This is a genomic window from Francisella adeliensis (assembly GCF_003290445.1).
Classification (GTDB): domain Bacteria; phylum Pseudomonadota; class Gammaproteobacteria; order Francisellales; family Francisellaceae; genus Francisella; species Francisella adeliensis.
In genome coordinates this window covers 1,613,045-1,637,812 of sequence record NZ_CP021781.1, presented here as the reverse complement: position 1 = coordinate 1,637,812, position 24,768 = coordinate 1,613,045, and the positions used below count along the sequence as shown (strand labels likewise).

Genomic DNA, 24,768 nt, shown 5'->3' with positions numbered 1-24,768 from the left:
CGGGTATCTTTTTAGGTATGTGGAAAAAGTAATAGGATCCTTTCGGTTGTCGAAATTACAATCTACTGGTAAGTAAAGTATTAATTTAACTGAAGTTATTTATTTTGTTATAATTTCTTTCAATAATATTTATATAAGCAAATATCATGATAATAGATTCACATTGCCACTTAAACTACTTAAAGTTAGAAGATATAAGCCTAGATCAAGTTATTGCTAATGCAAAAAATGCAGGTATAGATAAAATTGCTTCAATAGCTGTAGCTTGGCACGAGATAGATGAGATACAAAAAATAGCTGAGAAATTTGCAGATGTGTATTTTTCGGTAGGCGTACATCCTAGTGAGCTTGATAGCCACCAACCATCGGTTGAAGAGCTTATTAATCGTTCAAACCACCCTAAGTGTGTAGCAATAGGTGAGACTGGTTTGGATTATCATTATAACGGTGAAGAAACTAGAAAAGCTCAGATCAATAAGTTTGTAAATCACATGCACGCAGCAAATGAAGTCAACAAACCCGTGATAATTCATACACGAGCAGCTAAGCAAGACACTTTAGATATTTTGAAATCTGAAAATGTAGAAAAATGTGGCGGAATACTGCATTGCTTTACTGAAGATTACGATATGGCAAAACAAGCTATAGATATGGGTATGTATATATCTTTTTCAGGTATTTTAACTTTTAAAAATGCCCAAGACATACAAGAAACTGCCAAGAAACTGCCTTTAGATAGAATCCTTATAGAAACTGATGCACCGTATCTTACTCCTGTACCTCTTAGAGGGCGACCTAACTACCCTGAGTATGTTAAGTATGTAGCACAATTTTTGGCAGATTTAAGAGGTATTAGCGTTGATGAAGTGGCAAAACAAACATATAGTAACACCTGTGAAATATTTGGTTTCTAAAACTAGAGTTTTATTTCTAATACCAATAGCACTTGTTATAGGAGGTTGTAATACTATGGCTAGTAATACAATACAAAATAAATCACAAGAAAAAATTTTTGATATAAATCCTGAAAACTCAGATGAAGAAGTTTTCAAGGAACTATATGCTAGTAAAAATGTCACTATAGAAAAAATACTATCTTATGGACAAACAACTCCTTCAAATGAGCCGTACATACAAGATCATGATGAATGGGTTTTGATTGTTGAAGGTAGTGCTAAACTGAAGTTAGATGACAAAGAATATTCTTTAACTAAAGGAGAAAGTTTGTTTGTACCTAAGAATGTGAAACATTGGGTAACATATACTGAAAATCCAACTATTTGGCTAGCTGTACATATTAAAGATTAGAACGTGCTAGAAAAATTAATCTCCTTTGACTGGAGAAACATACTCTGAGCAATCAATATAAGCATTAGAATCTGGCAAAACTCTAGTGTGTATTCTAGGGTAGTTCCATATATCTGTTATCAATCCTGATAATCCTGCAGTTTTAGCATAAGGGCCTTTCTGCCAGTATGTAGTATTGTTTTTAACACTGGCAGGAACCTCATATAGATATGATTTAAATTTTTCAAGAGCATCATATCTAGTAGCACTTCTGTTTGCTTTATTGTTGGCCGCTAAAAACATAAGTAGTCTAATATTATCTTGATTCCATTGTGTGATATCTCTAGCGTTATCAAGGCTTTTAACATACTTGACAATACTCTCCATACCCCGACCATACTCTAAATCATGGAAGTTTGAAGCGAAATATGTAACAAAAATAGTATCTATCTGCTGGTTATACATCCACTCTACAATATTTTCAATATCTTCTTGACTGAGTGCGGCAGCCTGATTTGACACCTTATAAGTTGCTCCTTTATACTCAAGTGTAGTACCTTTTTTGTCAGCCGGAGCATCAGTTGATTTTGATATAAATGCGATATTGTTAGAAAGTGTAGTACCTTCACGGCGCATAAGGGCTTTTCTTGCACTATCAAATTCATTTTTAGCTACTTCTTTGAGTTTATCTTGGCTAGCATCATAAGTTGTTGAATAGACATTTGATGGAGTTACATCTTTTGCAAACTCATCAGGTGCTATAGTTACTGATAAGTATAATGGATGGTCCTTTCTCTCAGAATCTTTTTTGTCGCACATTGCGCCATATAAAGTATTATCGTGGTCTTTACTATTCCCTATATATGAGCCACTAATTCTTAAAAAATCTATTGGGAGTTTGAGGTCAGTTTCGGTAAATTTATCTGTTATTGGTAAATCACGAGGATCCTCTATTAAAGAACCGTATCCAAGATAAGCAATTTTTGAGTCAGCATAAGATAAACCAATTGTAGTAATTACTAAGCAGATACTAGTTTTTAATGTTTGTATCATTTTGATAAGCAGGTTTTCAATAATTGTATTAAAACTATAACATAATATAGATTAATTTTAAAATTAACTTATTATTTTGTTTGATATGGAGACTAATCAAGATACAAAAAGAATATTAAAAAGCTGTAGTAAATTTAGGCTATAAAGTATACTTTGCTATACACTAAGTCTATTTTTTGTAGATTATGAAAACTATCGTATTTGTATATAAAGATACCTTAAAATCCTACAAACAAGAGTTTCTAACTAAAATTCAAGCTGATCTAGCTAAACATGATTATAGTATTTTTTTAGTTGATGGTATGGATGAAGTGGTCGAGCTTTTAGAAGAAAATTCGAGGATTTGTAGCATAGTCCTAGATAGAACTACTTTTAATATTGATGCTTTTCATGATATAGCTCATTTAAATGCGAGATTACCTTTATTTGTGATTTCAGACTATAGTCAGAGCATCAAATTAAATCTTAAAGATTTTAATCTAAATATAAATTTCTTGCAGTACGATGTGCTTGTTAAAGAAGCATCTAACTTTATATCTAAAACTATAGAAACATATTTTAATGAGATATTGCCACCTTTAACATATGAGCTATTTAAATACTCAAAATCATTTAATTCATCATTTTGTACTCCAGGCCATCAAGGAGGTTATGGTTTTCAAAAATCAGCTGTAGGCTCATTGTTTTATGATTTCTATGGTGAAAATATTTTTAAAACAGACCTATCAATATCTATGAAAGAGCTTGGGAGTTTGCTTGACCATTCAGAAGCACATAAAGATGCGGAAGAATATATAGCAAAAGTTTTCAAATCTGATAGATCTTTGATAGTTACTAATGGCACATCAACAGCAAATAAGATAGTCGGAATGTATAGTGTTGCTGATGGAGATACTGTCTTAGTAGATAGAAATTGTCATAAATCGCTAACTCATCTAATGATGATGGTTGATGTGAACCCTATATATCTTAAGCCAACTCGTAATGCGTATGGAATAATAGGTGGAATACCTCAAAAAGAATTCCAAAAAAGTGCGATTCAACAAAAGATAGATGAAAGTAATATTGCCAAAGAATGGCCAGCTTATGCAGTCGTTACAAACTCTACTTATGATGGTATTTTATATAATACTGATACTATTCATCGTGAACTTGATGTTAAAAAGTTACATTTTGATAGTGCTTGGATTCCTTATGCGATATTTCACCCAATATATAAGCACAAATCGGCAATGCAAATAAAGCCTAGACCAGAGCATACTATCTTTGAAACGCAATCAACGCATAAGCTTTTAGCAGCATTTAGCCAATCATCTATGTTACACATCAAAGGTGATTATAGTGAAGAAGTTTTGAGTGAGGCATATATGATGCATACCTCAACATCACCTTTTTATCCGCTAGTTGCAAGTACAGAAACAGCTGCGGCAATGATGGAAGGTGAGCAAGGTTATAATCTTATTGATAGAACGATTGATTTAGCGATAGATTTTAGAAAAGAGCTTGTTAAATTAAGATCAGAAGCAAAAGGGTGGTTTTTTGATCTTTGGCAACCAGATAACATCTCCAATAAAGAAACTTGGCTTTTAAGAAATGCAGATGATTGGCATGGTTTTGATGATGTCGATGGTGACTTCTTATCTTTAGATCCTGTTAAGATTACAATATTGACCCCAGGAATAGAAAATAATAAAGTTACAGACTGGGGAATCCCTGCTGATATTGTAGCTAAGTTTTTAGATGAGCATGATATTGTAGTTGAAAAAGTCGGACCTTACTCATTATTGTTTATATTTAGTATGGGTACAACAAAAGCAAAGTCTGTGAGACTAATATCTGTACTGAATAAGTTTAAACAGATGTATGATGAAAATGCTTTAATTGAGAAAATGTTACCATCATTATATGCAGAAGATCCTAAGTTTTATGATGAAAAAAGAGTTCAAGAAATATCTAGCCAGCTGCATGGTTATATTAAAGAAGCTAAGATGCCATCACTAATGCACCATGCTTTTAATGTACTTCCAGAGCAAGATATAAACCCTCATAGAGCTTTTCAAAAATTACTGAAAGGCAAGGTTAAAAAAGTTCCATTAACAGAGCTTTTAAATCATGTTTCAGCTGTGATGATACTACCATATCCACCAGGTATTCCGGTTATATTTCCAGGTGAGAAAATTACAGAAGAGTCTAAAACAATTTTAGACTTCTTGCTGATGCTTGAGAAAATTGGCTCGATGCTACCAGGTTTCGATACGGATGTTCATGGGCCAGAAAGAGCTAAAGACGGGAAGCTTTATATAAAGGTTATAGATGATAGTAAGTAGTTATAATGATGAAATCCAGTAGCCAGTAGGGTCTGAAGCACACATATGAGGTCCGCATTCTGCAAAGACACTAATTGTATTTGCTAGGGTCAGCATTATTATAAATCCTATAGCTATTTTGCATATTAAAGAAACACTAGAGTTTATTTCTTTTCTAGGAGAGTTAGAGCTAGATAGTCCTGCAAATACGGCATAAATAATAAACCCAACACTTATAATGAAATTCCATGTATACATATGTAAAGAAAGGAAGGCATCACCATAGCTGCCAGTACCTGGAACTATATGTAAAAGGATTTGAGTCATAGCCATTGCAGCATTTAGCATAGCAACTAAAATCACCAAAAAATAATGTTTAGTATAATTACCATGAACAATATTAAGAATAAGTCCAAAACTCATAAGGCATAGAGCAATTCTTTGAAATACGCATAAGGCACATGGTAGCTCATGTAAAAATAATTGATAATAAAAAGCTACGCTTAGTACTACCGCTATGGCAATAATATCAAGAGCATCAAGAATGTTAAAAAATTTTCTAGTTGTAGTCATCGTAGTCACCTATAATTGGATATTTATGTATCTGATTGTATGAGGTATAAACACAGCTAATAGCAATATCAGTGAAATACTAAAAAATATCATTGAAGCTTTATATTTGTTAGTACCAGCTAAGATTAAGCTTGCTAGAGTACTTAAGAAGATTAAGAAAATCATTTTTCACCTTTTGTTTGTCATTACTTTTATGTTGAGTATTATCAGCTGATAATAGCTATATGTAAAACTGAAAAAAATGATATATCTTATAATATTTTCTTATATTAAATGATTTATTGAACTAACATGTAGCATTAGGAAAGTAGTGTATAAAAAAGACTCCAGAAAGATTTCAAGTTAAGGAGATAATGAAAAAACTAAGGAGTTTTATCTAAATAGAGTCTAATTTATTTGAGAAATATTCTGGGAAGTGTTGGCTCCCTGAGACGGACTTGAACCGCCGACCAATTGATTAACAGTCAACTGCTCTACCAACTGAGCTATCAGGGAGTAACAGGGACTATTCTATAATTGACTACTTGTTTTGTCAATAAGTTTTTAAGTTTTTTTGTTAACTTTTGTCGGCTTTTGTATATTTGGGAACTATCACTAAATAAATATAAATGATTAAACTATTTATTTTCAGTCACTTAAGGGTTTATGTTAATATTATTATTTAAGATTGATAGTAAAAATTAAAAGTTTTAACGATGGCAAATCAAGTAGTAGAAAGGCAGCAAGAGGTTGTAGAAGAGTTATCTTTTTTTGATGATTGGGAAGATAAGTATGATTACGTTATTTCACTGGCAAAGCAATTGCCAAAATTTCCTGAAGATAAGAAAATAGATACTAACTTAGTAAGAGGTTGCCAGTCGCAAGTGTGGTTCGACAGCTCATTAGACCAAGACAAAATCCATTTTATTGCTACTAGCGATGCTTTGATAGTTTCTGGACTTATTGGTTTATTGATACGAGTTTATGATGATGCTTCTGTAACAGATATTCTTGAATCAAATACTAATTTTATTAAAGAGATTGGATTTGGTAGTAATCTAAGTGCAACTAGAGCGACAGGCTTAAAATCAATGATAGACTATATTTATAGTACAGCAAAAAAATATCAGTAATGAATGTACTAGTATGCAGACCATTAGAGGATAGTATCGATTTATCAAGCTCATTAAATAAACTTGGTATTACTAATCTTGTTTTACCAACTATCTCGATTGAAAATATAAGTATTAATATTTGCCTTGATGGTTTTACTGATTTTATTTTTACGAGTAAGCACGCAGTTAGAAGTTTTTTTAGTCAATACTCACCAAATCTTTTTATTGATATTAATATTTATGCCGTAGGTGCTAGCTCAGCTTCACTTATAAAAGAGTTAGGTTTGAAATGTCAGTATCCTAAAAAAGCTAGCTCCTATGATCTATTTGAGCTTATAGATACCAAGTCTATTTCAGATGAAAAATTTGCAGTTATTGGTGGGGTTGGAGGTAATACATATCTTATTGATAAGCTTTCAGAAATTGCAGGTTGTCAAAAACTCGAAGTCTATAAGAGAAAAGATATTGCCTCTGATGAATTGTTGAAAAATTATCTAAAACATTATCAAGATGAATTCCCAGATATTATAGTAGTTACTAGTATTGATGTTTTTAACTCATTAAATAGAATTTTTAGCAAAATAAGAGCACCGTACGATACTAAAATTACAGTTACAAGCTTAAAAATGCTAGAATTATTGGAAAGCAAAGGTTTTAATAATACTGTTATGTTGAATAAACTAAACAATGACCATATTTGTAAAGTGATAGAAGAAATTGCTAAAGGAAAATAATAAAATGTCTCAACAAAAAGATCTAGACAAAAAAGAAGTCAAAAAGACTCCAAATGATAAGAAAAGTTTGTCAACGAAATTAATTCCATTAAGTTTGGTTATATCAATCGTAGCAATCGTGACCTCAGGGTATTTAGCCTTGCAAATAAATGACGATGCAAAAAAGCTATCAGATGCCAATCAAACTTATAATACGCTAGAAAGTAATATAACTAGTTTAAAAGATAAGCTTCGTGAGCAGCAATCTCTAGTTAGTGATATAGCCAAGCAAAATGATGCACAAAATGCGGGTATTAAAACAGTAGAAACAAGAGTCGATATGTTAGGTGCTCAAAGAGCGACGCCTACTAAAGAGCTTTATCTTCAAATTAGTATAGCAAATATCCAAGCAGCGATAGATTATTTTATTTTGGCAAAAGATGTAGCCTTGTTTAGTGGAGATACTACTAAGGCAGATGAGCTTGTTGATATAGCTTTTGATAAAGTTGAGGCTAGTAGGACCGCCAATATTGGAGCCTCTAATCGTAGTGAAATAAAAAAAGCAATTGATAATCTTGTTTCTCAATCTGATATTGTTAAAAACTTCTCAAGCATTGTTGAGAAAATAGGGCATTTAAAATATACAACACCAGAAAATTTTGATAGATCAAAAGAACCTCAAAAAAATAAATATATGAAGTATTTAAGTTCGATAGTTGAGATTCAAGATATATCAAAAGATCAACAGCTTGTGGCTACAAAGCTTTCACAGCAACTTATCTCAGATAATCTCTATAAATCATTGATGGATTTACAGACAGCAATGTATACAAATAATGATGCTGCAGTTACAACATCAAAAACTAATTTACAGAAAATACTGAAACAATACTTCATTCAAAATAAGAATGCTAAAGATCTTGAGGCTCAAATTGATAAAATTCAACCACTAAATACAAAAGTGCTGGAAAGCAATCTAGATAAAGTGATTAAGAGTCTTACAGAGCAGCAAGATCGATTGATGGTAAGTAGTGTAAATCAGTTTAAAGATGTAGCTAAAAAAGGAAGTGAAGATGGTAAAAATTCTTAAGCTTGTAGTTATAGTTGCAATAGCGACACTTATGGGTATATGGGCTAGTCAATATCATGGCTATATCATGGTTGTTGTAGCAGATAAAGCAATCCGTATGAATCTTGTTGCTTTTGTGTTTATAGTAGCTATATTATGTTTTTTAAGTGTATTTGGTTATAGAATACTGAAATTAGTAATTAGTTTCCCATACTTATTGTTCAGCTGGTTATTAGAGCTTGTTAATGTAAGTAAGCAAGAAAAGTTTGTTGATCTTGTTGCTGATATAGCACTAGACCAAAATAAAATTTTAAAAAGGATAAGTATAAGCAAAATAATAAAACTTACACCAGCATATGTTATAGATTTTATTTTATTTAGAAAGATGATGCTAGTTATTAAGCAGAAAGATCTAAGACAGCTTGAAAATTCTTTAAGGCAGATAAGCAAGACTTCTGATATATATAAGTATTTTCGTGTTTATAAGTTGTATTTGGTTGAAAAAACTTCTGATGCGTTAGCTGAGGTTAGACTATTGTTAATGGATAAAAACATTAAGTTGAAACCTAATATTGTAAACTTAGCTGGAAAAATTGCATTAGCTGAAGATGATGGAGAGTTTGCTTTTGAGCTGCTTGAAAAACATGATCAACACTTAAAGCTTGAAAATGAGAAAAGATTAATCGTGCTGGCTCTTAAGCACACTAAGACAGCTGCCCAAGCTATGGTAATTTACGACAAAACAGATGAACGCCCATTGTTTACAAGAGTTTATATCGAGATGCTTATTAAATTTGGAGAGACAGCATTAGCTCAAAAGACTCTTAAGAAAAACATTGCAGAGTATAATTTTGAATCGAAAATGTTGAGTATATATGTAAATGCATTTAGTGGAGAGGTTCCAAGGCTTTTCTCAAAAGTTTGTAGTACTGAAAATAATGATCTAGATGCTGTTTTGACATTATTAGATCTAGCAATGATGAAATCAGAAAATAGAACATTCAAAGCAATATATGATTATGTGGAGCTGAATTTGATAGGATCATTTTCTGCAATACAGTTAGAAAAATATAAGCTTATACTGTGTAAGTTTTTTATCAAAAATGGTAGTGTTCCGGGTATTGATTTATCTGAGACTAGATTAGTTTACGAAAATACATAGGGTGGGTTATGCAAGTAAAAAGATGGTTTTCTAATAATAGTTTACGTAATTATCAATATGCCTTATATGATGACAAGCATGCAATAATTATTGATCCTTTAAAAGCTAGTTTGTTTAGTGATTTTATCAAAGAAAATAATCTTTCATTAGAAGCTATTTTAATTACTCATAAGCATGGTGATCATATTGCAGGCGTAAAAAAGCTTAAGCAAGAATTTCCTGATGTAAATATTTATGCTTATGAAGATAATGAGCTTTTTGCGCCTGATTTTTATGTCAAAGATGGTGATGAAATAGATTTAGACTTTGTTAGTTTTAAGGTTATGTATACACCTGGTCATATAGCAGATCATGTAAGCTTTTTGTTTGAGAGTGAAAAAGCATTATTTTGTGGTGATACTTTGTTTAACGCAGGTGTTGGGGGTGTTCATGCTTCAACTGCTAATACTAGAGATCTTTATAAGTCATTAGTCAAAATAGTAAATCTTGATGGAAATGTAGTACCCTATGCAGCACATGATTATTGGCAGAGCAATTTGGGTTTTGCACTTAGTATATTACCAGATGATGAGGGTTTTAAATATTATCGTAAAAATGTAGCAGAGCTTCCAGCAGAAGATAAGCCGAAAGTTACGCTAGCAGAAGAATCAAAGTTTAATATATTTATCAGATCTATTAATGATAAAAAACTTTTGAAAGCATTACCAGACTATACGCTTGGTGAAGAAATGTTTGTAAAGCTTAGAGAGTTAAAAAATAGTTTTTAGTTATTATATCTATTCTTTGGTGTCTTTTTTATCGCTTTTATCTTCAGTCTTTTTATTGGTATCTTTTTCTGACTTAGGCTCTATTTTTGTACGGCTAATCTCACGAGTGAAACCACCATTTAAGCCTATTCTTTGTAGTTTGATGATATCAGGAGCAATTGCCCTCTTACTGTCATAAGGCCCGATGTACATTCTAATCCAACTTCCAACAGTTTTATATTGTGGTTCAAGGCCTGCTTCTTTCATTTTTTTAGCATAATAAGTAGTTTCATTCATATTTCTAAATGAGGCTACCTGGTAAATATAAGTGTATTTATATTCAGTTCTTTGAGCTTGTGGTGAAGCATCAACTTCAACTTGCTCATTTTTAAGATGATCATAAAATGTAAAAATCATCTTGTTTTTTTTCTTTTGCTCTTCGAAATCAGGTTTCTGCTCAGCTTTGGATGTTTCTTTCTTGAGTACTTCTTTGGGAGTATTCTCTTCTATAGTAGCTTTTTCTTCCGCTTTGAGTTTCTTGAGATGTTTGTTTACAAGTTTAGAGCCGACAGCTATGGCTAAGAGGCAAACTATAGCGACTATTACTACCTTTTTTTTCTTAGATTCTGGCGAAGTTTTCTTTAACTCCTGCTTTATTTCAGGTTCTTTTTTGGGTGTGTCAAATCTTGAGAGGTCTTTCATAATTATCTATTGTAAAAAAGCATTAAACATTCTTAGTGTTTAATCTATTGATGCTATACTAATGAGAAGATTATAATTAATAGTTAGATAAAAATATATAGGTATAAGTATGACTTTTAGTAAAAATGATAAGTTTATCGTTAAAGGCTTTAATGAAAACTGTCCCAATTCGTTTAAAGACAAGATTATTGCTATGGGTGTGATCGAAGGTCAAGAAATGATTGTTACAAATAAATCAGTTTTTGGAGGCCCTATTGCTTTTCAAACTAACTGTGGAATGTTCTCTTTGAGAAAAAAAGATTTAGAGTTTTTAAATTTAGAAAAAATAAATTAAGAGGATTGTATGAATTTTAAAAAAATACTTTTAGCAGCATCTGTTGGTATCACAACTTTTTCAACTACAAACTTATATGCTGAGTCAAAAGCAGTACCATCTCAACTGACGAGTGCTGAGAATTATCAGCTTAAAAGCGTGTTAGTTGCAAATTTGGATTCACTATTTCCATACCCGGTACAGGTTACTGTTGGTAGCATCAATAAAGATAGCAACGGTATGATTATTGCTAAAGACGTATTGCTGATGAGTGCTGATGAAAAAAATCCAAATATTTCAATCAATAAGGTTGAGTTAGATGGTCTTAAAGTGGGAAGTGAAGTTACTAAAGATTTCAGTATTAAGGTTAGTGGTTTAAGTGTATCAAACTTAGCTACGACAGTTGCAAGCACAAATATTGTAAGTGGCAAAGTTGATACTAAAAGTCTTGCTGAAAATAAAGGTTTCTATAGCATCTTTATGAACAACCTGGGTCAAAGTATTGCTGATTTCACGATCAACTATAACTCAAGTAGTGATTCTTTAGCAGTGAGTTTTGATTCGACTTATGCCAAGCAAAAGCTAGCTCAAGGTAGAATAGAGCTTTCTGGTATCGACTTATCAGATACTAAAGTTGATGATGATTTCCTTGCGAGTATTCAAAACTTAATACCTAATACAACTTTTAAAGATGCTGAGTTTGATGCTGATTTCACACCATTATTGAAAGAGGTTACAGTAGAGTATTTAGGCAAGAGTTTTAAGAAGACACCAGCCCTGCAGATAAAAGCAAGCATGGGTGCAATTAAAGGAGAGCTTAAGCTTGATATAGCTGGAAAATTAGGTTCGGATAACCACTTTAACTACAATGCAGTTGTAGATGGCATTAACTATAGTGATAGTAAGCTTAAAGAGCTCTTAGAAAATAAAAATCAAGTATTAGATAATGCTTATATAGCATCGGATAAAGGTAATATGAAGTTTGATTTTGATTTTAAGAAAAACTATTTCTCTAGTAGTGCTACGATCCAACAACTCTTTACACTTTTAGGCAAAGATGAAATCAATATTACTATAGACTCTAACCGTGATTTTAATGGCTCTAAATATATTGGTGATGTAGAGTTATCTGCTAATGATTTGGCAAGTTTTAGTGCTAGCGAAGTAGGTGTTGTAGATGGTAAACTTAAAATTTTACCATATATTGCCGTTGACCCATCATCAACCACTACAAACCTTTATAACTGTAAAGATCAGTTGTGTTTAACTCAAATGAACGCTAGCTTCTCAAATGATGGACTACTTGAGAAAGTAGCCCGTTTGGCAAATAAAGATCCAAACACTACACCTCAGCAAATTTTAGGTTCTTATGGTGCATTATTACAGTTATTTGCAGTACAACAAGATGATAAGTTTTTACAAAAATCACTTTCATCATTAGCGATGTTTTTACAAAACCCTAAGAGTATTTCCGTAAGCATAAATGCAAAAAAACCAATGAATCAAAATGCGTTGCTAGCAATGCTAGCTAGTGATGCTAAGAGTGTACAAAAAAACAACCCGATGAAAGGTGGTAGAGTGAACCTAAAATCAAACAATAACCTTGAGCTTTTAAATAATATTCAGAAGCTTTTCAAGATCGACTTTGAGGTTAATAAATAACTTTTAGTCTTGTGCAAAAAATTTTCTTATAAAATCTAACGATTTAGTATCACTTGTTATTGACTATTTCATAAAATAATGTAATATATCACCTTGTAATGCGGGAATAGCTCAGTGGTAGAGCACAACCTTGCCAAGGTTGGGGTCGCGAGTTCGAGCCTCGTTTCCCGCTCCATACAAATTTTAAAGTGGCTGAGTAGCAAAATGGTTATGCAGAGGCCTGCAAAGCCTTAGACGCCGGTTCGATTCCGGCCTCAGCCTCCACTCGTTAGCCCGGGTGGTGAAATTGGTAGACACAAGGGACTTAAAATCCCTCGAGACTTAACTCTCGTGCCGGTTCGAGTCCGGCCCCGGGCACCATATATACTACTTGTAGTATACCTCTAAAACCTCATAATCCTGATTTCACACGGGGTTATGGGGTTTTTTTGTGCCTGTTTGCGTTATAGTTTTATTAACGCTAAGATACTCTACAATATGCGATGTCGCTGTACTACAAGAAGATAGTTTTAAATCTATAGCTTTAGCTATAAATCTATTTTTTCAAAAAACTCACCTGATGACTCTTCTATAGATTGTAGAAATTGGTAAGTAGCTATATAGGAAATATGATGAAGCAGATGAAATAGGTAATGAAGAGATATTGATGTTATACAGAAATTGGCATTACCTATCAAATCAACTATAATCAATCTACTATTTTTAGTTAAAAGACTAGAGCAACGTATGAGCCAAGAGCAAAATAAAATAGGATATATTTATATCCTTTCAAATACTAAAAATAATATTGTGTATGTAGGAGTAACAGCAAATATTGTAAAACGAGTACATGAGCATAAACAAAAGCTTGTTGAAGGTTTCACTAAAAAGCATAAGTTAGATAAGCTTGTTTACTTTGAGAGTTATGATGATATTCGACTAGCAATAGCTAGAGAGAAGGTACTAAAAAAGTTAGATATGGATTCAAAACTAAATCTTGTAAAAAAAGAAAACCCAAAATTTGAGGATTTAATTTAGAGCTGACTAGCTATAAACATAATTTGTTACACTCTATTTAAAGGTTAATTTTTATTGAGCATTACTACAAGAATATTAAGAACTGTACCGATAGCTATCCAAGGCTTAAACTTCCCCCAACGACTACTAGTGTTATCAACTAATATTCCCATAAGCGGATCAACTATAGCATCCCAGAGTCTAGCAACTACAAATAAAATACCGACAAAAAGCAACATTTACTCCGACCACATCAGCAAGGTAGTACATCAAGAATATATAGACAATGGCACAGCCAGCATCTTTACCATAGGCTCCAAGGCCGTATGAAATTTTTAATTTAGCATTTTTCATTTGAAGATGTTTAGAACTTATATATTAATATAATTTGATTCTAGAGAGATGATTGTGTTATGTCAAACAAAAGATTTGATAAATACAGTATTATTAAAAGATTAAATTTGACTGAGAGCTGATTGTTGGTGATTTGTTTACTTTTTACACATCCCACCTTCTTGCCATTCTTCACTACCAACACAGTGATGACAGTAGAACAAACCGTTCGGGTCGTATTTGTTTTTTATTGACAGTAGACGATTATAATTAGAACCCCAGAAATGATCTTGCCAATTTTTTTCAAAGTAGTCAGCTTCATTACCATAGTTCCCAGCATTCGGAGCTAGAGATTGAATTATACCCATAGCCTTATAGATATTATCTACCTCTGCTTTTTTCTCCTTGCTTATTTTAGTGTCGCCTAAAACAGGTTCATCACTACTAGAACTCATTATAACTAGAGCATTAGCATTAAAGACTTCAGGGTTCATAGAAGTTTGCTTAGTCAACTCTGTAGCATCTTTAGAAGCACCAGACATTCCTTTATTCAAGCTGATAGACATATTTGCAAGTCTTGAAGCTTTATAAAGGCTATCGGCTGTTTTATCGATATTTTTCTTATCAAATAAAAACTTAGGTAAGTACCATGACTGATATGTATACCAGTAAGAGAATACTTCACCAGTATTTGATGCCCACCAGTACTCACCATCCCTAGCATCAGGGCCAGTATTCTTTACTACCATATCTGGATAATTCTTATGCCAGTAGTCATAGCTCCAAATTTTAGTTGGTGGAATATCTATATATTTTGTATTAGTGTGTAAGTCTGATTGAGCTTTAGACCATTCTATAAACGGCTTCCAAACAGTTAAAACTTCCTTAGGCGTAAGGTCTTGTGTAACTATTGCTATTTTTAGGTGGTTATTTTTTCTAAGAGAGAATTGCTCACCCCAGTTAGGATTAGTCAGGTTTTTACTATAAAAAGATAGGAATTTAGTGATTAACTTTTTGTAGGCATCATTGCTATCTGCAGTTATTTCACCAGTAAGTAAACCTAAATGCTTAGGTAAATCATGTACTCTAAGAGTCAGTTTAGTTACGACACCATAAGTACCGCCACCGCCACCTTTTATAGCCCAAAATAAGTCTTGGTTTTGGCATTCATTAGCAATAACTACTTTACCATCTGCAGTTACTACTTCTGCTTGTAAGATTCCTGCGGCACCTGTACCGTACTGTTTTGTCCAGCTACCAAACCCACCACCTTGAGTGAATCCTCCAGCGGCACCAACTGTAGTACAACCGCCACCTTGAACATATTTGTGATGAATATTTGTTACATTGTTATATGCTTCTAACCATCTAGTACCCGCACCAACTGTTACAGCTGTATACTCTTTATCTTTAGAGCAGTTCGCAGGATGAAAATGCTCATTATATGAAATGTCTCGCATATTATGAGTCCATATCATTAAAGCATCTTTACTACTTGATCTGCCTAGGTAGTCATGACCTGCACCTTTGATAACAAGTCGAAGATTATTTTTTCTAGCAAAATTTACAGCCTTGACTACATCGTTTGTATTTTTAGCTTCTACCGCATATGCACTAGGTGTATCTTTCCAAGCATTATACCAGCCCTGATTTTCGCTTCTTCCAGAAGCTGATTGCATATAAAATGGGTTTTTAGTTTTAGAAATATCGCTTTTACATTCTTTACTTTGACTATCTGTGCTACAACTATTTAGTGCTGCTGATGGATTAATTAGATCACCCTTTAAAGATTTTTTTAAAGATAGCCACTTATCTTTGTCGGGCCAACATGAATCAGATGGTAAGCAACGACAACTAGAGCCACTACTTGTTTCGTTATCTGTAGCGTAGCTAATACCCATAGTTGTTGCAACTAAAAGCCCTAAAGTTGTAAAGGTTTTTTTCATTTTGTACCTAGCTAATAAATTCTAATATAACTTAGATAATAAAAGATTTTTTGACCAAAGTCATTATTAAAAGAGGGTATTTGATTTAAATTTGGATAGTTATATTATGGCTGTATAGGTTAAGCCATAGTGTGCTATCATAGTTGTTACAAGTAAGATTTGATGAAAAAAATCATGTCATTTGAAAAAATTAATTTAAGCGATGAAATAATCTCAGCATTAACAACTAAAAATATCAATACTTTAGTAGGTTGCCAAAGTTTGAGCTATGAAGGTATTAGTCAAGGTGAAAATATCTGGCTAAAATCCCCCACAGGTAGTGGTAAAACACTGGCATATTTATTACCGATTATTGAAAAACTGTATCAAGATAAACAAGCACTAACTCAGGTTATATTTTTCACACCTACGCACGAGCTAGCTATACAAATCAGTAATTTTATAAATGAAACATTTTCTAGCATAGGAGTTAAATCCTTAGCTTTAATAGGTAAAGCATCTATTGAGCGTCAAAAAGAAAAACTTAAAAAGAAACCACAAATAGTAGTAGGCTCTGTTGGTCGTATACTTGAGCTTGTAAATATTAAGAAGCTAAAGCCTAATCATTTTAAGTATTGCATAATTGATGAAGCTGATAGAATGCTTGAGGATGACAGCTTAAAGACTTTGAAGCAGATCTTAGCAAAGTCAAATAAACTACAGTATATACTCGGCTCAGCTACTATCAAAAACGATGCTTTAGAAGTTGCAAATTCATTTATCGAAGACTTAAAGCTTATAGATAATAGTGATGAGAAAGAAACTATAACTCATAGTTATATAATCGCAGAAGGTAATCGTAAAAATGAGACTTTAAGATCGCTAGCTAATGCGATAAGTCCTGCTCGAGCAATAGTGTTTTTACATCGTAATTATGATGTGAATTTCGTAACTAAAAAGCTAGAGAATGCAAAAATTAGTGTTGGGTCAATACACGGTGAGCAAAATAAAATTGATAGAGCAAACACTATCCGTAAATTTAAAAAATCTGAAATACAGATTTTAGTAGCATCTGATGTTGCTGCTAGGGGATTGGATATTGATGGTGTTGATTATGTTATAAACTATGACATACCAACCAAATATGAAGATTACAAACATAGAGCTGGTAGAACTGGTCGTATGGGGAGTGAAGGTAACAGTATTCTTTTAATAAATAAAAGTGAACTTTCTAATATAGAAAAGCTAGCTAAAAAAATTACCATCTCCAAGGGGAAGCTAGGTTTTGGAGAATATAAGGCTAATTGATAGTTACAGCAATATGATTGCAAAAACTGACTAAAAGAGCCAAAAACACTTGAACTTGTACTATACTAATATAGTATAGTATTGAATAACAAAAAGGAGAAAATTTAAAATGAGTAATATTAATGAATTACTTAAAGGTAATAGAGAATGGGCAGAAGAAATCAAGAAAAGTAACCCAGAATTCTTTGAAACATTATCTAAAGGGCAATCACCAGAGTATTTATGGATAGGTTGTTCTGATAGTCGAGTACCTGCAAACCAAGTTTGTGGTTTGATACCTGGAGAAGTTTTTGTTCACCGTAATATTGCTAATGTTGTATCTCTTACGGACTTAAACTGCCTTTCAGTACTACAGTTTGCAATAGAAGTACTGAAAGTTAAAAAAATTATTGTATGTGGACATTATGCATGTGGTGGTGTTGAAACAGTAGTTAAAGATAAGAGCTATGGTTTGATTGATAATTGGTTAACTTCTATCCGTGAAATAAGAGATGACAATGCTGATTTCGTTGAAAAAACTTTAGCAGCCTATAAGTCTAATGAAGATGAATATATGGCTAAAAAAGTTGATATGATGTGTGAGCTTAACGCATTAAACCAAGCTTTGAATTTATCTAAAACTACTGTTGTTAGGTCTGCATGGGAAAAAGGTTTAAACTTCACAATTCACGCAGCTATTTATGGTGTTGGTGATGGTAAGCTTTATGAAATCGGTGGCGGTGTAGGTTCTAAAAAAGAAATGGAATCTGTATATAGTGAAGCTCTTCAAACTATCGAATCAAGATACACTAAGTAATCAGCAATTATTCTTTGAAAAGTTCATGCTAAACGTGAATATTTTCGTATTTAGTTTGGGAAATCTCTCCTCTATTTAAAAGCACTACTCTCTGATGGGGATTACTGAAAGTATTAAGGTTAAGTAGTTTGTTGACAAAAAATACTGTTTATTAACTTAATAGCTGTTTTTTTGTTATCAGAAAACGATACGTAGTTCTTATTCTGCCATTTTTGAGAAAGTTGAGCAGACTTTGTTTTAGTATCTACCCAATTTGGGTATATTCTAAAGCTTAATTTACCCTTTTGATTATTCGTAGAAAAAATCCTATTTTGAATCAAAGTGTCTTGAGAAAATATATACTGGCCAATGTGACTATCATCTTGAAATGAGATAATAACAAAATCAAGTTCATCACTAATATCTATGGGTTCGATTTGATTAGTTGTTTGTGATCTTTTCCATAAAGCAACAAAACCTCCTGGATATTTAGGTGTGATTTTTGCAGTTAAGTGTAGAACTTTATATTTATTTAGTTCTAAATAGCATGCATCATAATTAGCTCGTTTTGAGTCTTTTTGTACTTGGGGTCCTCTAGTAACTATAACATCTGCTGGTTGATAAAAGTTTTTTAAACAATAGTCGAGAGCTCTAGGAGTACTAATGGTTTTATGGTTGTTACACATATTTCTTATTTTATAGAGCTTTTTAAGTTCCAACATATACCAAGAAGTACAGTTGCTATCACACAAGAACTAATTAAGAAATAAAATACAGCATCCCAACCAAAATAAGTAGCTATAACACCAATTACTGCTTGAGCTCCAACCGTACCTAAAAAATAGCCAAATAAACCAGTAAATCCAGCTGCTGTACCACCAGCTTTTTTAGGTACCAAATCTAATGCTAATATTCCAATTAAAGCTACAGGACCATAGATAAATATCCCCATAGCAGATAAGCATAAAAGTAGTACCCAAGCAGTGTCACTGTTCCAATAAACTAATAAAGCACCTATAAATAAAATCATACAAATCACACTCATTGGTGCTCTACGGCTACCAAAGTATTTATCTGTAAGCCAGCCTATAATGATCGTTCCAGGTATTGCAGGAAGTTCAAACATTGCAAAACCTAATAAACCAGTAGTTGTTGACATATGTTTTACTTGAACAAGATAATATGTAGACCAGCTAAGCATACCGTATCTAGCACAGTATACAAAAGCATTTGCGATAGCTATTAGCCAAATCCATTTATTATTAAGTACATATTTGAAAAATATCTCTTTACTTGAAAACTCTTTTTCTTGGTGTGCTTCTGTAGTTGTATAACCTTTGTATACTTCTATAGCTGGTAAGCCTAGTGATTCAGGAGTGTCTGCTCCAAAAAGAAGTATCGCAGCAGCAACAATAATACACATAGCACCAGCAACATAAAATAAGCCATGCCAATCACCATTAAACAAATATAAACCAACGGGAACTACTGCAATAGCTAGAAATCCAGCACCAACATTATGGGCAGTATTCCATATACCCATTTTAGTGCCTCGTTCATTAGCACAAAACCAGTGAGTCATAATTCTAGCACAAGCGGGCCAACCCATACCTTGTACCCAACCATTTACAAGCATAACTATAAATAACACTAACACACCTGCAGAAAGTAAGCTTGGAAGAATAAGATTTATAACACCTGTTATAAACAGCCCTATAGCTAAAAATACTTTAGCATTACTTCTATCAGAAACATTTCCCATTAAGAACTTGCTAAGTCCATAGGCAACACCAAGTCCAGCACCTATAAATCCAAGTTCATCAGGTGTTAGAGTTGTTATATACTGTTTTGAAACATCAAAACTACTACGACCAAAGTAGTAAGTGAAATAGCCAATATAAGCAACTAGAAACATTCTTAATCGCCAATGAGGGTATTTCTTTTTGATTGATTCAGCTGCAAGTTGAGGGATAGCTTTTGCTGGTTTTAGGAAGTTCATTTTTAGTTTTATGTTTAAGCTAAATAAGTTTTGATTATAAATTGTTTTTTTAAAAAAACAAAGATGTTAATTCGAAACAAAATACTAGAGTTGAGTTTTATTAATTTTTAGTATCTAGCTATAGCTAAGATAAATAACCAAAGACTTATTGTAATTGATATAATGATTATAAGATGATATTAATTTTTAGAGTGTTATTTGTATGAGTAGTTATAAGCTGTGTATGGGTGTGATGTCAGGAACCTCGTTGGATGGTATAGATGTTGCACTATGTAAGATTAAAGGTAGTGGTGTTGATACTGATATTGAATTAGTAGATTTTGAAACTTACAAATATTCCGATGAAGTACTTTCAGATATTAAAAAATCTCTTGAACTAGATAAAAGTAATGCTCAACTACTTTGTAGTTTAAACTTTAAGCTTGGTGAAGAGTACGCTGATGCGTGTAATAAAATGATACTTGTAAATAGTTTAAAATCTCAAGATATATCTTTTATCGCAAATCATGGTCAAACAATTTATCATCAATCAGAAGAGAAAGATAATTTTGTGAAATCATCACTCCAGCTAGGAGATGCCGCAACTATAGCTTATAAATGTAAGACAATAGTTGTTTCAAATTTCAGAGCTGGAGATATTGCTGCAGGTGGAGATGGAGCTCCATTAGTTCCATTTGTGGATTATTTGTTATATCGCTCAAAGGAAAAGTCGATAGCATTGCATAATATCGGAGGGATTGCTAACACAACAATTTTACCAAAAAACTGCGATATATCTGAAGTTAAAGCTTTTGATACTGGTCCTGGTAATATGATGATGAATCAAGCTATGGAAGTATTGTATGGTAAGGCTTATGATGATAATGGCGATATAGCAGCTACAGGTAAGTTGATTCAAGAGATGTTTGATGAGTTGATGGAACATGATTATTTAAGGTTATCTCCACCAAAATCTACAGGTCGAGAGCTTTTCGGGGTGGAGTATACAGATGCTATTATTGAGAGATTTAGCAGTCAGAAAAATGAAGACATAGTTCATACTCTTACGGTATTTGCTGCAGAGAGTATAATTAAAGCTTATAAGGACTTTGTATTGCCTAAGCAAAATCTAGATCAGATTATATTCACGGGTGGTGGGGCATACAATAAGTTTCTTATTGGTTACATAAAAGTACAGCTACCTAGTATTGAAGTTTTGATATTTGAAGATGTAAATGAAAATAGTGATGCTAAAGAAGCTATAGCGTTTGCTGTGCTTGGGAATGAAACTCTTAATCGAAGCTATAATAATTGTCCAAGTGCAACAGGTGCAAGAGATGGAGTTATTCTTGGTCAAGTTAATTATTTTTAGGATAAAGGTTTAAAAAATGAAAGTAGTAGAAGTTAAGCACCCGATGATTCAGCATAAGTTAGGTCTTATGCGTGCGAAAGACATAAGTACACAAGAGTTTAAAAGACTTACACGAGAAGTATCTAGTTTATTGACTTATGAAGCAACAGCTGATTTTGAGTTAGAAGATACGCAAATATTAGGCTGGGATGACTCTAATATAACTATAGAGCAAATCAAAGGTAAAAAACTAACTGTTGTACCAATATTACGAGCAGGGCTTGGAATGATGGATGGGGTATTTGAACATGTGCCTGCTGCTAAGGTAAGCATGATTGGTATGTATCGAGATGAAAAGACCGCTAAGCCAGTCCCATATTTTGAGAAGCTGTGTGATAAACTTGATGAAAGACTGGCTCTAGTTGTTGATCCAATGCTTGCAACTGGTGGGTCGATGATTGAAACTATATCGCTACTAAAAAAAGCTGGTTCAGAAAAGATTAAAATATTAGTTCTTGTTGCAGCACCAGAGGGTATAGAGGCTCTTGAAAAAGCACATCCTGATATTGAGCTTTATACAGCATCTATTGATAGCTATCTCAATGAGAAGAATTATATTATTCCAGGATTAGGGGATGCAGGAGATAAAATATTTGGGACTAAATAATACCAATTCAAATACAGATCTATACATTCTCGCTTTGCGTGGGAATGACAATAAATATTAAATCAACAGTTTTTCTCTATGGATACATATGTGATTATATAGATAAATTATAAAGAATAGCTAGGTAGAAAACCTAGCAAGATAGTTTGTTAACTTCAGTTATTCAGTTATTTAGTTATAAGCAACATTTTTTACTCCATCAACCCAAGTCCAGTTTTGGTAGTCATCTGAGTTTAAAATCCATGTCATAACACCACCATATTGATTATAGTTAGCTATATTACCATCATTAATATCTTTAGTAAGATCAACAGGGTCATATATACCAACACCAGAACAAGTAGCATCTCTCATACATTGACCTTGGTTATATTGAGCATCTGTTACATTAGGGCCTCTGTAGTTTGGTACACCAAGAACTATTTTAGTTGATGCAGGTACATAGAAGCTTGATGGTGATAGGTATTGCTCAAAATCAGATCTTGTTTCCTCTGAAAGAAGATTAAATACATTTGTTAAGAACCCTACATCAGTACCTTGTTTGTCGAAGAATCTAGCACCACCATATTGATTATATGTTTGTACAAACACAGCGTCAAGTTTAGCCTTATCCATGAAACTTTGTGTGTAAATTTTTTCAGCAAACTTGGCATTACCACCAGGGTAATTACCAACATGACCAGTAATTTGAGGTGCCGCTGTAACAAACTCAGCTTTTCCTGTTAGTTTTTGGAATTCTTCACGCATAGCTTCAAGGTATCTTAAGAAGTTTTCACCAGTAGCCGAAGCATTAGGATGCTCGACATCTATATCAAGACCATCAAAACCATAGTCAGCAAGGAATTTAGCCATTGCTTTACCACCGGAAATAGCTTTATCACCACTCATATCTACATCAAAGAAGTTTACAGCACCACCAATTGCTAGTAGGGCTATACCATTTTTGCTATGTATGATTGGCATTTGAGTTTTTAAGTTATCAATAGCTTTTTGTGTCCAATTAGTAAAAAATACCTCACCGCCAGGTTTTTGACCTGCAAAAGAATATACAAATACATTGTAGCCATGATCAGCTGCTTTAGAGATCATGTCATCAGTAGTATCTGGTTGAGTTTTCCAAACAGCGTCATAACCTCTGACATAACCTACAACAACTCTATCTGGCCAGTTAGAATCTGAAGTTTGCTTTTCTCTAAATTCAACCGAAAGGTTATGGGTAGATGAGTTATTTGAATCAGCAAATATAGAATTAGCACTTATAAAGGCTGTATAACCAACTATTGATGATAATGTAATATTGTAAGTAGTATCATCACTAGGTAGCTCAAAGCTATAAGAGTCTTTAGAAGAGTTTAGCTGTATTTCTTTTGTTTGTCCTTTTTCATTTACTAATGTTAGTACCGCTTGTTTGTCATCTGGAATACCTGAAACATTTAAGCTTACATTTTGAGTAGGAAGAGCTTGTTTAGTAAATTCAAGATTAACATCTGCAGTATTGTGACGGTAAACGGTAGCATCAATATCACCGACACTATATTTATATCCATTCTGAATATAGTCATCAAATGAGATTTTATAATTTGTACCACTTTCAGTAGCTGGTAAATCATCTATATTTAGTAGCAAACTGAAATCAGTATAACCATTTCTAACAATATTACCGTCTTTATCAAGAATTTTATAATGTACTGCTTCGTTTGGTTTATCTGAGTTGTTAAAGGTTATGTTTAGAGCACCCTCTTCAGCTGGAGCAGCTTGTTGATAGTTTATCTCTACAGACTTAGTTTCATTTTTAGCTATTGTAATATTAGCATTATCAGCAGAACCTGTATTGCCATCAATGGCTGGCACAAATATTTGTAAGTCGCCAGCTGGTACTTCTAGGTTAAAAGGAGTATCCCACTTTGCATCAGTTATTTCTGCAACCTCGATTTGATTTGAGTTTTCATTTTTAAATACAATAACGCTTGGAGATTCACTCTCATTTATAAAGCTAGGCCTATTTATCTTTATACTTAAAGTAGCTTTTTCTTGAGCTTGACCAGCTTCACATAGTTTCCAGTCTGGATCTTGCTTTGGAGATGAAGCTGTCCACCAATCTGTTAATTTATATATAGCACCTTCAAATCTTACAAAGGCATCTTTAGCATAGCCATTCCAGTTGCCTGGGCCTTGAGGTTTAAAATCATCAACTTGGTTTGGCATTGCAGGACAAGCTTCTGAGCCGGTATTGTTAGCATTGTCATCACTATCAGTATTGCTATTGTCATCATTATTTGAATCGCCGGAACTATCATCATTTGTGGTGGTATCTGAAATTTTATTCCAAGCATCACTTCCATATGCTCCATTAGGTTTATATGCAGCTATTTTACACCAACCACTTGCTGGCCATGCTTTACATTGATAAGTTTTACCATCTAATTCCACTTTATCACCAGCGTTATATGAGCCTAAATTATTAGTAGACCATACTTCAGCAGAGTACCCTGATGTTCCCATCAAAACTGTAGTAACTATTGACAGTATTTTATATTTTACTTTCATAAGAATTCTCCTTACAAGGTTATTAATAAATGTAAACATTTATGCTTACACATTCATTATAGGACTATAAAAATGAAGATTACAAATTATAGTCACCAGGAAACAGTAATAATTATTAAAACTGTAAATTACATTAAAGATATATAATTAACTGTTTCCATGCTCAATAGTAACATTACTTTTTATTTTTAATGGTTATCAAAAATTG

At 32.9% G+C, this 24,768-nt stretch carries 24 protein-coding genes and 4 tRNA genes; 18 read left to right on the top strand and 10 right to left on the bottom strand.

All coding sequences use genetic code 11. The features are described from left to right. Positions 1-146: 146 nt before the first annotated feature. Together CDH04_RS07920 and CDH04_RS07915 are read left to right on the top strand one after the other, a co-directional pair. Positions 147-914, top strand: coding sequence for a TatD family hydrolase (locus CDH04_RS07920; RefSeq protein ID WP_112870506.1), 768 nt, complete (start codon positions 147-149; stop codon positions 912-914). Beyond that, positions 862-1,308 carry a cupin domain-containing protein gene (locus CDH04_RS07915; protein WP_234393365.1) on the top strand — a complete coding sequence of 149 codons (447 nt, stop codon included), beginning with the start codon at positions 862-864 and terminating at the stop codon, positions 1,306-1,308. The genes CDH04_RS07920 and CDH04_RS07915 overlap by 53 nt, the downstream gene beginning before the upstream one ends. A gap of 15 nt (positions 1,309-1,323) precedes the next feature. Here CDH04_RS07915 and CDH04_RS07910 read toward each other — a convergent pair whose 3' ends face one another. Continuing rightward, entirely contained in the window at positions 1,324-2,340 is a 1,017-nt protein-coding gene (locus CDH04_RS07910; RefSeq protein ID WP_112870505.1) for a hypothetical protein, read from the bottom strand. 185 nt (positions 2,341-2,525) lie between these two features. Here CDH04_RS07910 and ldcC point away from each other — a divergent pair, with 185 nt between their 5' ends. Continuing rightward, entirely contained in the window at positions 2,526-4,667 is a 2,142-nt protein-coding gene (gene ldcC, locus CDH04_RS07905) for a lysine decarboxylase LdcC (protein ID WP_112870504.1), read from the top strand. Here the strand turns inward: ldcC and CDH04_RS07900 are convergent, their stop codons facing one another. The 3 genes from CDH04_RS07900 to CDH04_RS07895 form a co-directional block, all read right to left on the bottom strand. Then, positions 4,668-5,219 (bottom strand): disulfide bond formation protein B, encoded by a 552-nt coding sequence (locus tag CDH04_RS07900; RefSeq protein WP_112870503.1) that lies wholly within the window; start codon positions 5,217-5,219, stop codon positions 4,668-4,670. It abuts the gene before it with no gap. Between the two features lie 9 nt (positions 5,220-5,228). Beyond that, on the bottom strand, positions 5,229-5,384 hold the full coding sequence (locus CDH04_RS09855; RefSeq protein ID WP_174208884.1) for a hypothetical protein: 156 nt from the start codon (positions 5,382-5,384) through the stop codon (positions 5,229-5,231). 254 nt (positions 5,385-5,638) lie between these two features. Further along, a tRNA-Asn gene (locus CDH04_RS07895) sits at positions 5,639-5,714 on the bottom strand. A gap of 200 nt (positions 5,715-5,914) precedes the next feature. Between CDH04_RS07895 and CDH04_RS07890 the strand changes: the two genes are divergently transcribed. Genes CDH04_RS07890 through CDH04_RS07870 form a run of 5 tightly spaced genes read left to right on the top strand, consistent with a single transcriptional unit; the run spans position 5,915 to position 10,024 of the window. Beyond that, entirely contained in the window at positions 5,915-6,331 is a 417-nt protein-coding gene (locus CDH04_RS07890) for a SufE family protein (RefSeq protein WP_112870502.1), read from the top strand. Beyond that, positions 6,331-7,047, top strand: a complete 717-nt coding sequence (locus tag CDH04_RS07885; protein WP_112870501.1) for a uroporphyrinogen-III synthase — start codon at positions 6,331-6,333, stop codon at positions 7,045-7,047. Before CDH04_RS07890 ends, CDH04_RS07885 begins: the two co-directional genes overlap by 1 nt. Before the next feature lie 4 nt (positions 7,048-7,051). Then, positions 7,052-8,116, top strand: a complete 1,065-nt coding sequence (locus tag CDH04_RS07880; RefSeq protein ID WP_112870500.1) for a hypothetical protein — start codon at positions 7,052-7,054, stop codon at positions 8,114-8,116. Next, on the top strand, positions 8,100-9,257 hold the full coding sequence (locus CDH04_RS07875; RefSeq protein WP_112870499.1) for a heme biosynthesis protein HemY: 1,158 nt from the start codon (positions 8,100-8,102) through the stop codon (positions 9,255-9,257). The genes CDH04_RS07880 and CDH04_RS07875 overlap by 17 nt, the downstream gene beginning before the upstream one ends. An 8-nt stretch (positions 9,258-9,265) precedes the next feature. Continuing rightward, positions 9,266-10,024, top strand: coding sequence for an MBL fold metallo-hydrolase (locus tag CDH04_RS07870; protein WP_112870498.1), 759 nt, complete (start codon positions 9,266-9,268; stop codon positions 10,022-10,024). 9 nt (positions 10,025-10,033) lie between these two features. Here the strand turns inward: CDH04_RS07870 and CDH04_RS07865 are convergent, their stop codons facing one another. After that, positions 10,034-10,705 carry an SPOR domain-containing protein gene (locus CDH04_RS07865; RefSeq protein WP_112870497.1) on the bottom strand — a complete coding sequence of 224 codons (672 nt, stop codon included), beginning with the start codon at positions 10,703-10,705 and terminating at the stop codon, positions 10,034-10,036. A gap of 109 nt (positions 10,706-10,814) precedes the next feature. Here CDH04_RS07865 and CDH04_RS07860 point away from each other — a divergent pair, with 109 nt between their 5' ends. The 6 genes from CDH04_RS07860 (at position 10,815) to CDH04_RS07835 (ending at position 13,697) form a co-directional block, all read left to right on the top strand. Continuing rightward, positions 10,815-11,039 carry a FeoA family protein gene (locus tag CDH04_RS07860; RefSeq protein ID WP_112870496.1) on the top strand — a complete coding sequence of 75 codons (225 nt, stop codon included), beginning with the start codon at positions 10,815-10,817 and terminating at the stop codon, positions 11,037-11,039. A 9-nt stretch (positions 11,040-11,048) separates the two neighbouring features. Beyond that, a complete protein-coding gene (locus CDH04_RS07855; RefSeq protein ID WP_112870495.1) occupies positions 11,049-12,680 on the top strand; it encodes a hypothetical protein in 1,632 nt (543 codons plus the stop codon). A 100-nt stretch (positions 12,681-12,780) separates the two neighbouring features. Beyond that, positions 12,781-12,855: transfer RNA gene (locus CDH04_RS07850), tRNA-Gly, on the top strand. A gap of 15 nt (positions 12,856-12,870) precedes the next feature. Then, positions 12,871-12,944 (top strand) — tRNA-Cys (locus tag CDH04_RS07845). Between the two features lie 7 nt (positions 12,945-12,951). Then, positions 12,952-13,040 (top strand) — tRNA-Leu (locus CDH04_RS07840). 366 nt (positions 13,041-13,406) lie between these two features. Further along, positions 13,407-13,697, top strand: coding sequence for a GIY-YIG nuclease family protein (locus CDH04_RS07835; protein ID WP_112870930.1), 291 nt, complete (start codon positions 13,407-13,409; stop codon positions 13,695-13,697). Between the two features lie 44 nt (positions 13,698-13,741). Here the strand turns inward: CDH04_RS07835 and CDH04_RS09890 are convergent, their stop codons facing one another. Next, positions 13,742-13,915, bottom strand: coding sequence for an MFS transporter (locus CDH04_RS09890; RefSeq protein WP_200164499.1), 174 nt, complete (start codon positions 13,913-13,915; stop codon positions 13,742-13,744). A gap of 252 nt (positions 13,916-14,167) precedes the next feature. Beyond that, the gene (locus tag CDH04_RS07825; protein WP_162699246.1) at positions 14,168-15,910 is read right to left on the bottom strand and encodes an FAD-dependent oxidoreductase; all 1,743 of its coding nucleotides are present in this window, start codon (positions 15,908-15,910) and stop codon (positions 14,168-14,170) included. Positions 15,911-16,117: 207 nt separating this feature from the next. Between CDH04_RS07825 and CDH04_RS07820 the strand changes: the two genes are divergently transcribed. Together CDH04_RS07820 and CDH04_RS07815 are read left to right on the top strand one after the other, a co-directional pair. Next, positions 16,118-17,242, top strand: coding sequence for a DEAD/DEAH box helicase (locus CDH04_RS07820; RefSeq protein ID WP_244909959.1), 1,125 nt, complete (start codon positions 16,118-16,120; stop codon positions 17,240-17,242). Between the two features lie 109 nt (positions 17,243-17,351). Further along, on the top strand, positions 17,352-18,038 hold the full coding sequence (locus tag CDH04_RS07815) for a carbonic anhydrase (protein WP_112870493.1): 687 nt from the start codon (positions 17,352-17,354) through the stop codon (positions 18,036-18,038). Positions 18,039-18,157: 119 nt separating this feature from the next. Here the strand turns inward: CDH04_RS07815 and CDH04_RS07810 are convergent, their stop codons facing one another. Both CDH04_RS07810 and CDH04_RS07805 read right to left on the bottom strand, forming a co-directional pair. After that, complete coding sequence (locus tag CDH04_RS07810; RefSeq protein ID WP_162699217.1) at positions 18,158-18,703, bottom strand: MepB family protein; 546 nt, start codon at positions 18,701-18,703, stop codon at positions 18,158-18,160. Between the two features lie 5 nt (positions 18,704-18,708). Further along, on the bottom strand, positions 18,709-20,016 hold the full coding sequence (locus CDH04_RS07805) for an MFS transporter (protein WP_112870491.1): 1,308 nt from the start codon (positions 20,014-20,016) through the stop codon (positions 18,709-18,711). Between the two features lie 202 nt (positions 20,017-20,218). On the opposite strand from CDH04_RS07805, the gene anmK reads away from it, so the two are divergent. After that, positions 20,219-21,367, top strand: coding sequence for an anhydro-N-acetylmuramic acid kinase AnmK (gene anmK / locus CDH04_RS07800; protein ID WP_112870490.1), 1,149 nt, complete (start codon positions 20,219-20,221; stop codon positions 21,365-21,367). A gap of 16 nt (positions 21,368-21,383) precedes the next feature. Continuing rightward, on the top strand, positions 21,384-22,013 hold the full coding sequence (gene upp / locus CDH04_RS07795) for a uracil phosphoribosyltransferase (RefSeq protein WP_112870489.1): 630 nt from the start codon (positions 21,384-21,386) through the stop codon (positions 22,011-22,013). A gap of 171 nt (positions 22,014-22,184) precedes the next feature. On the opposite strand, the gene CDH04_RS07790 is transcribed toward upp, so the two are convergent. After that, the gene (locus CDH04_RS07790) at positions 22,185-24,560 is read right to left on the bottom strand and encodes a glycosyl hydrolase family 18 protein (protein WP_162699216.1); all 2,376 of its coding nucleotides are present in this window, start codon (positions 24,558-24,560) and stop codon (positions 22,185-22,187) included. Between the last annotated feature and the right edge of the window lie 208 nt (positions 24,561-24,768).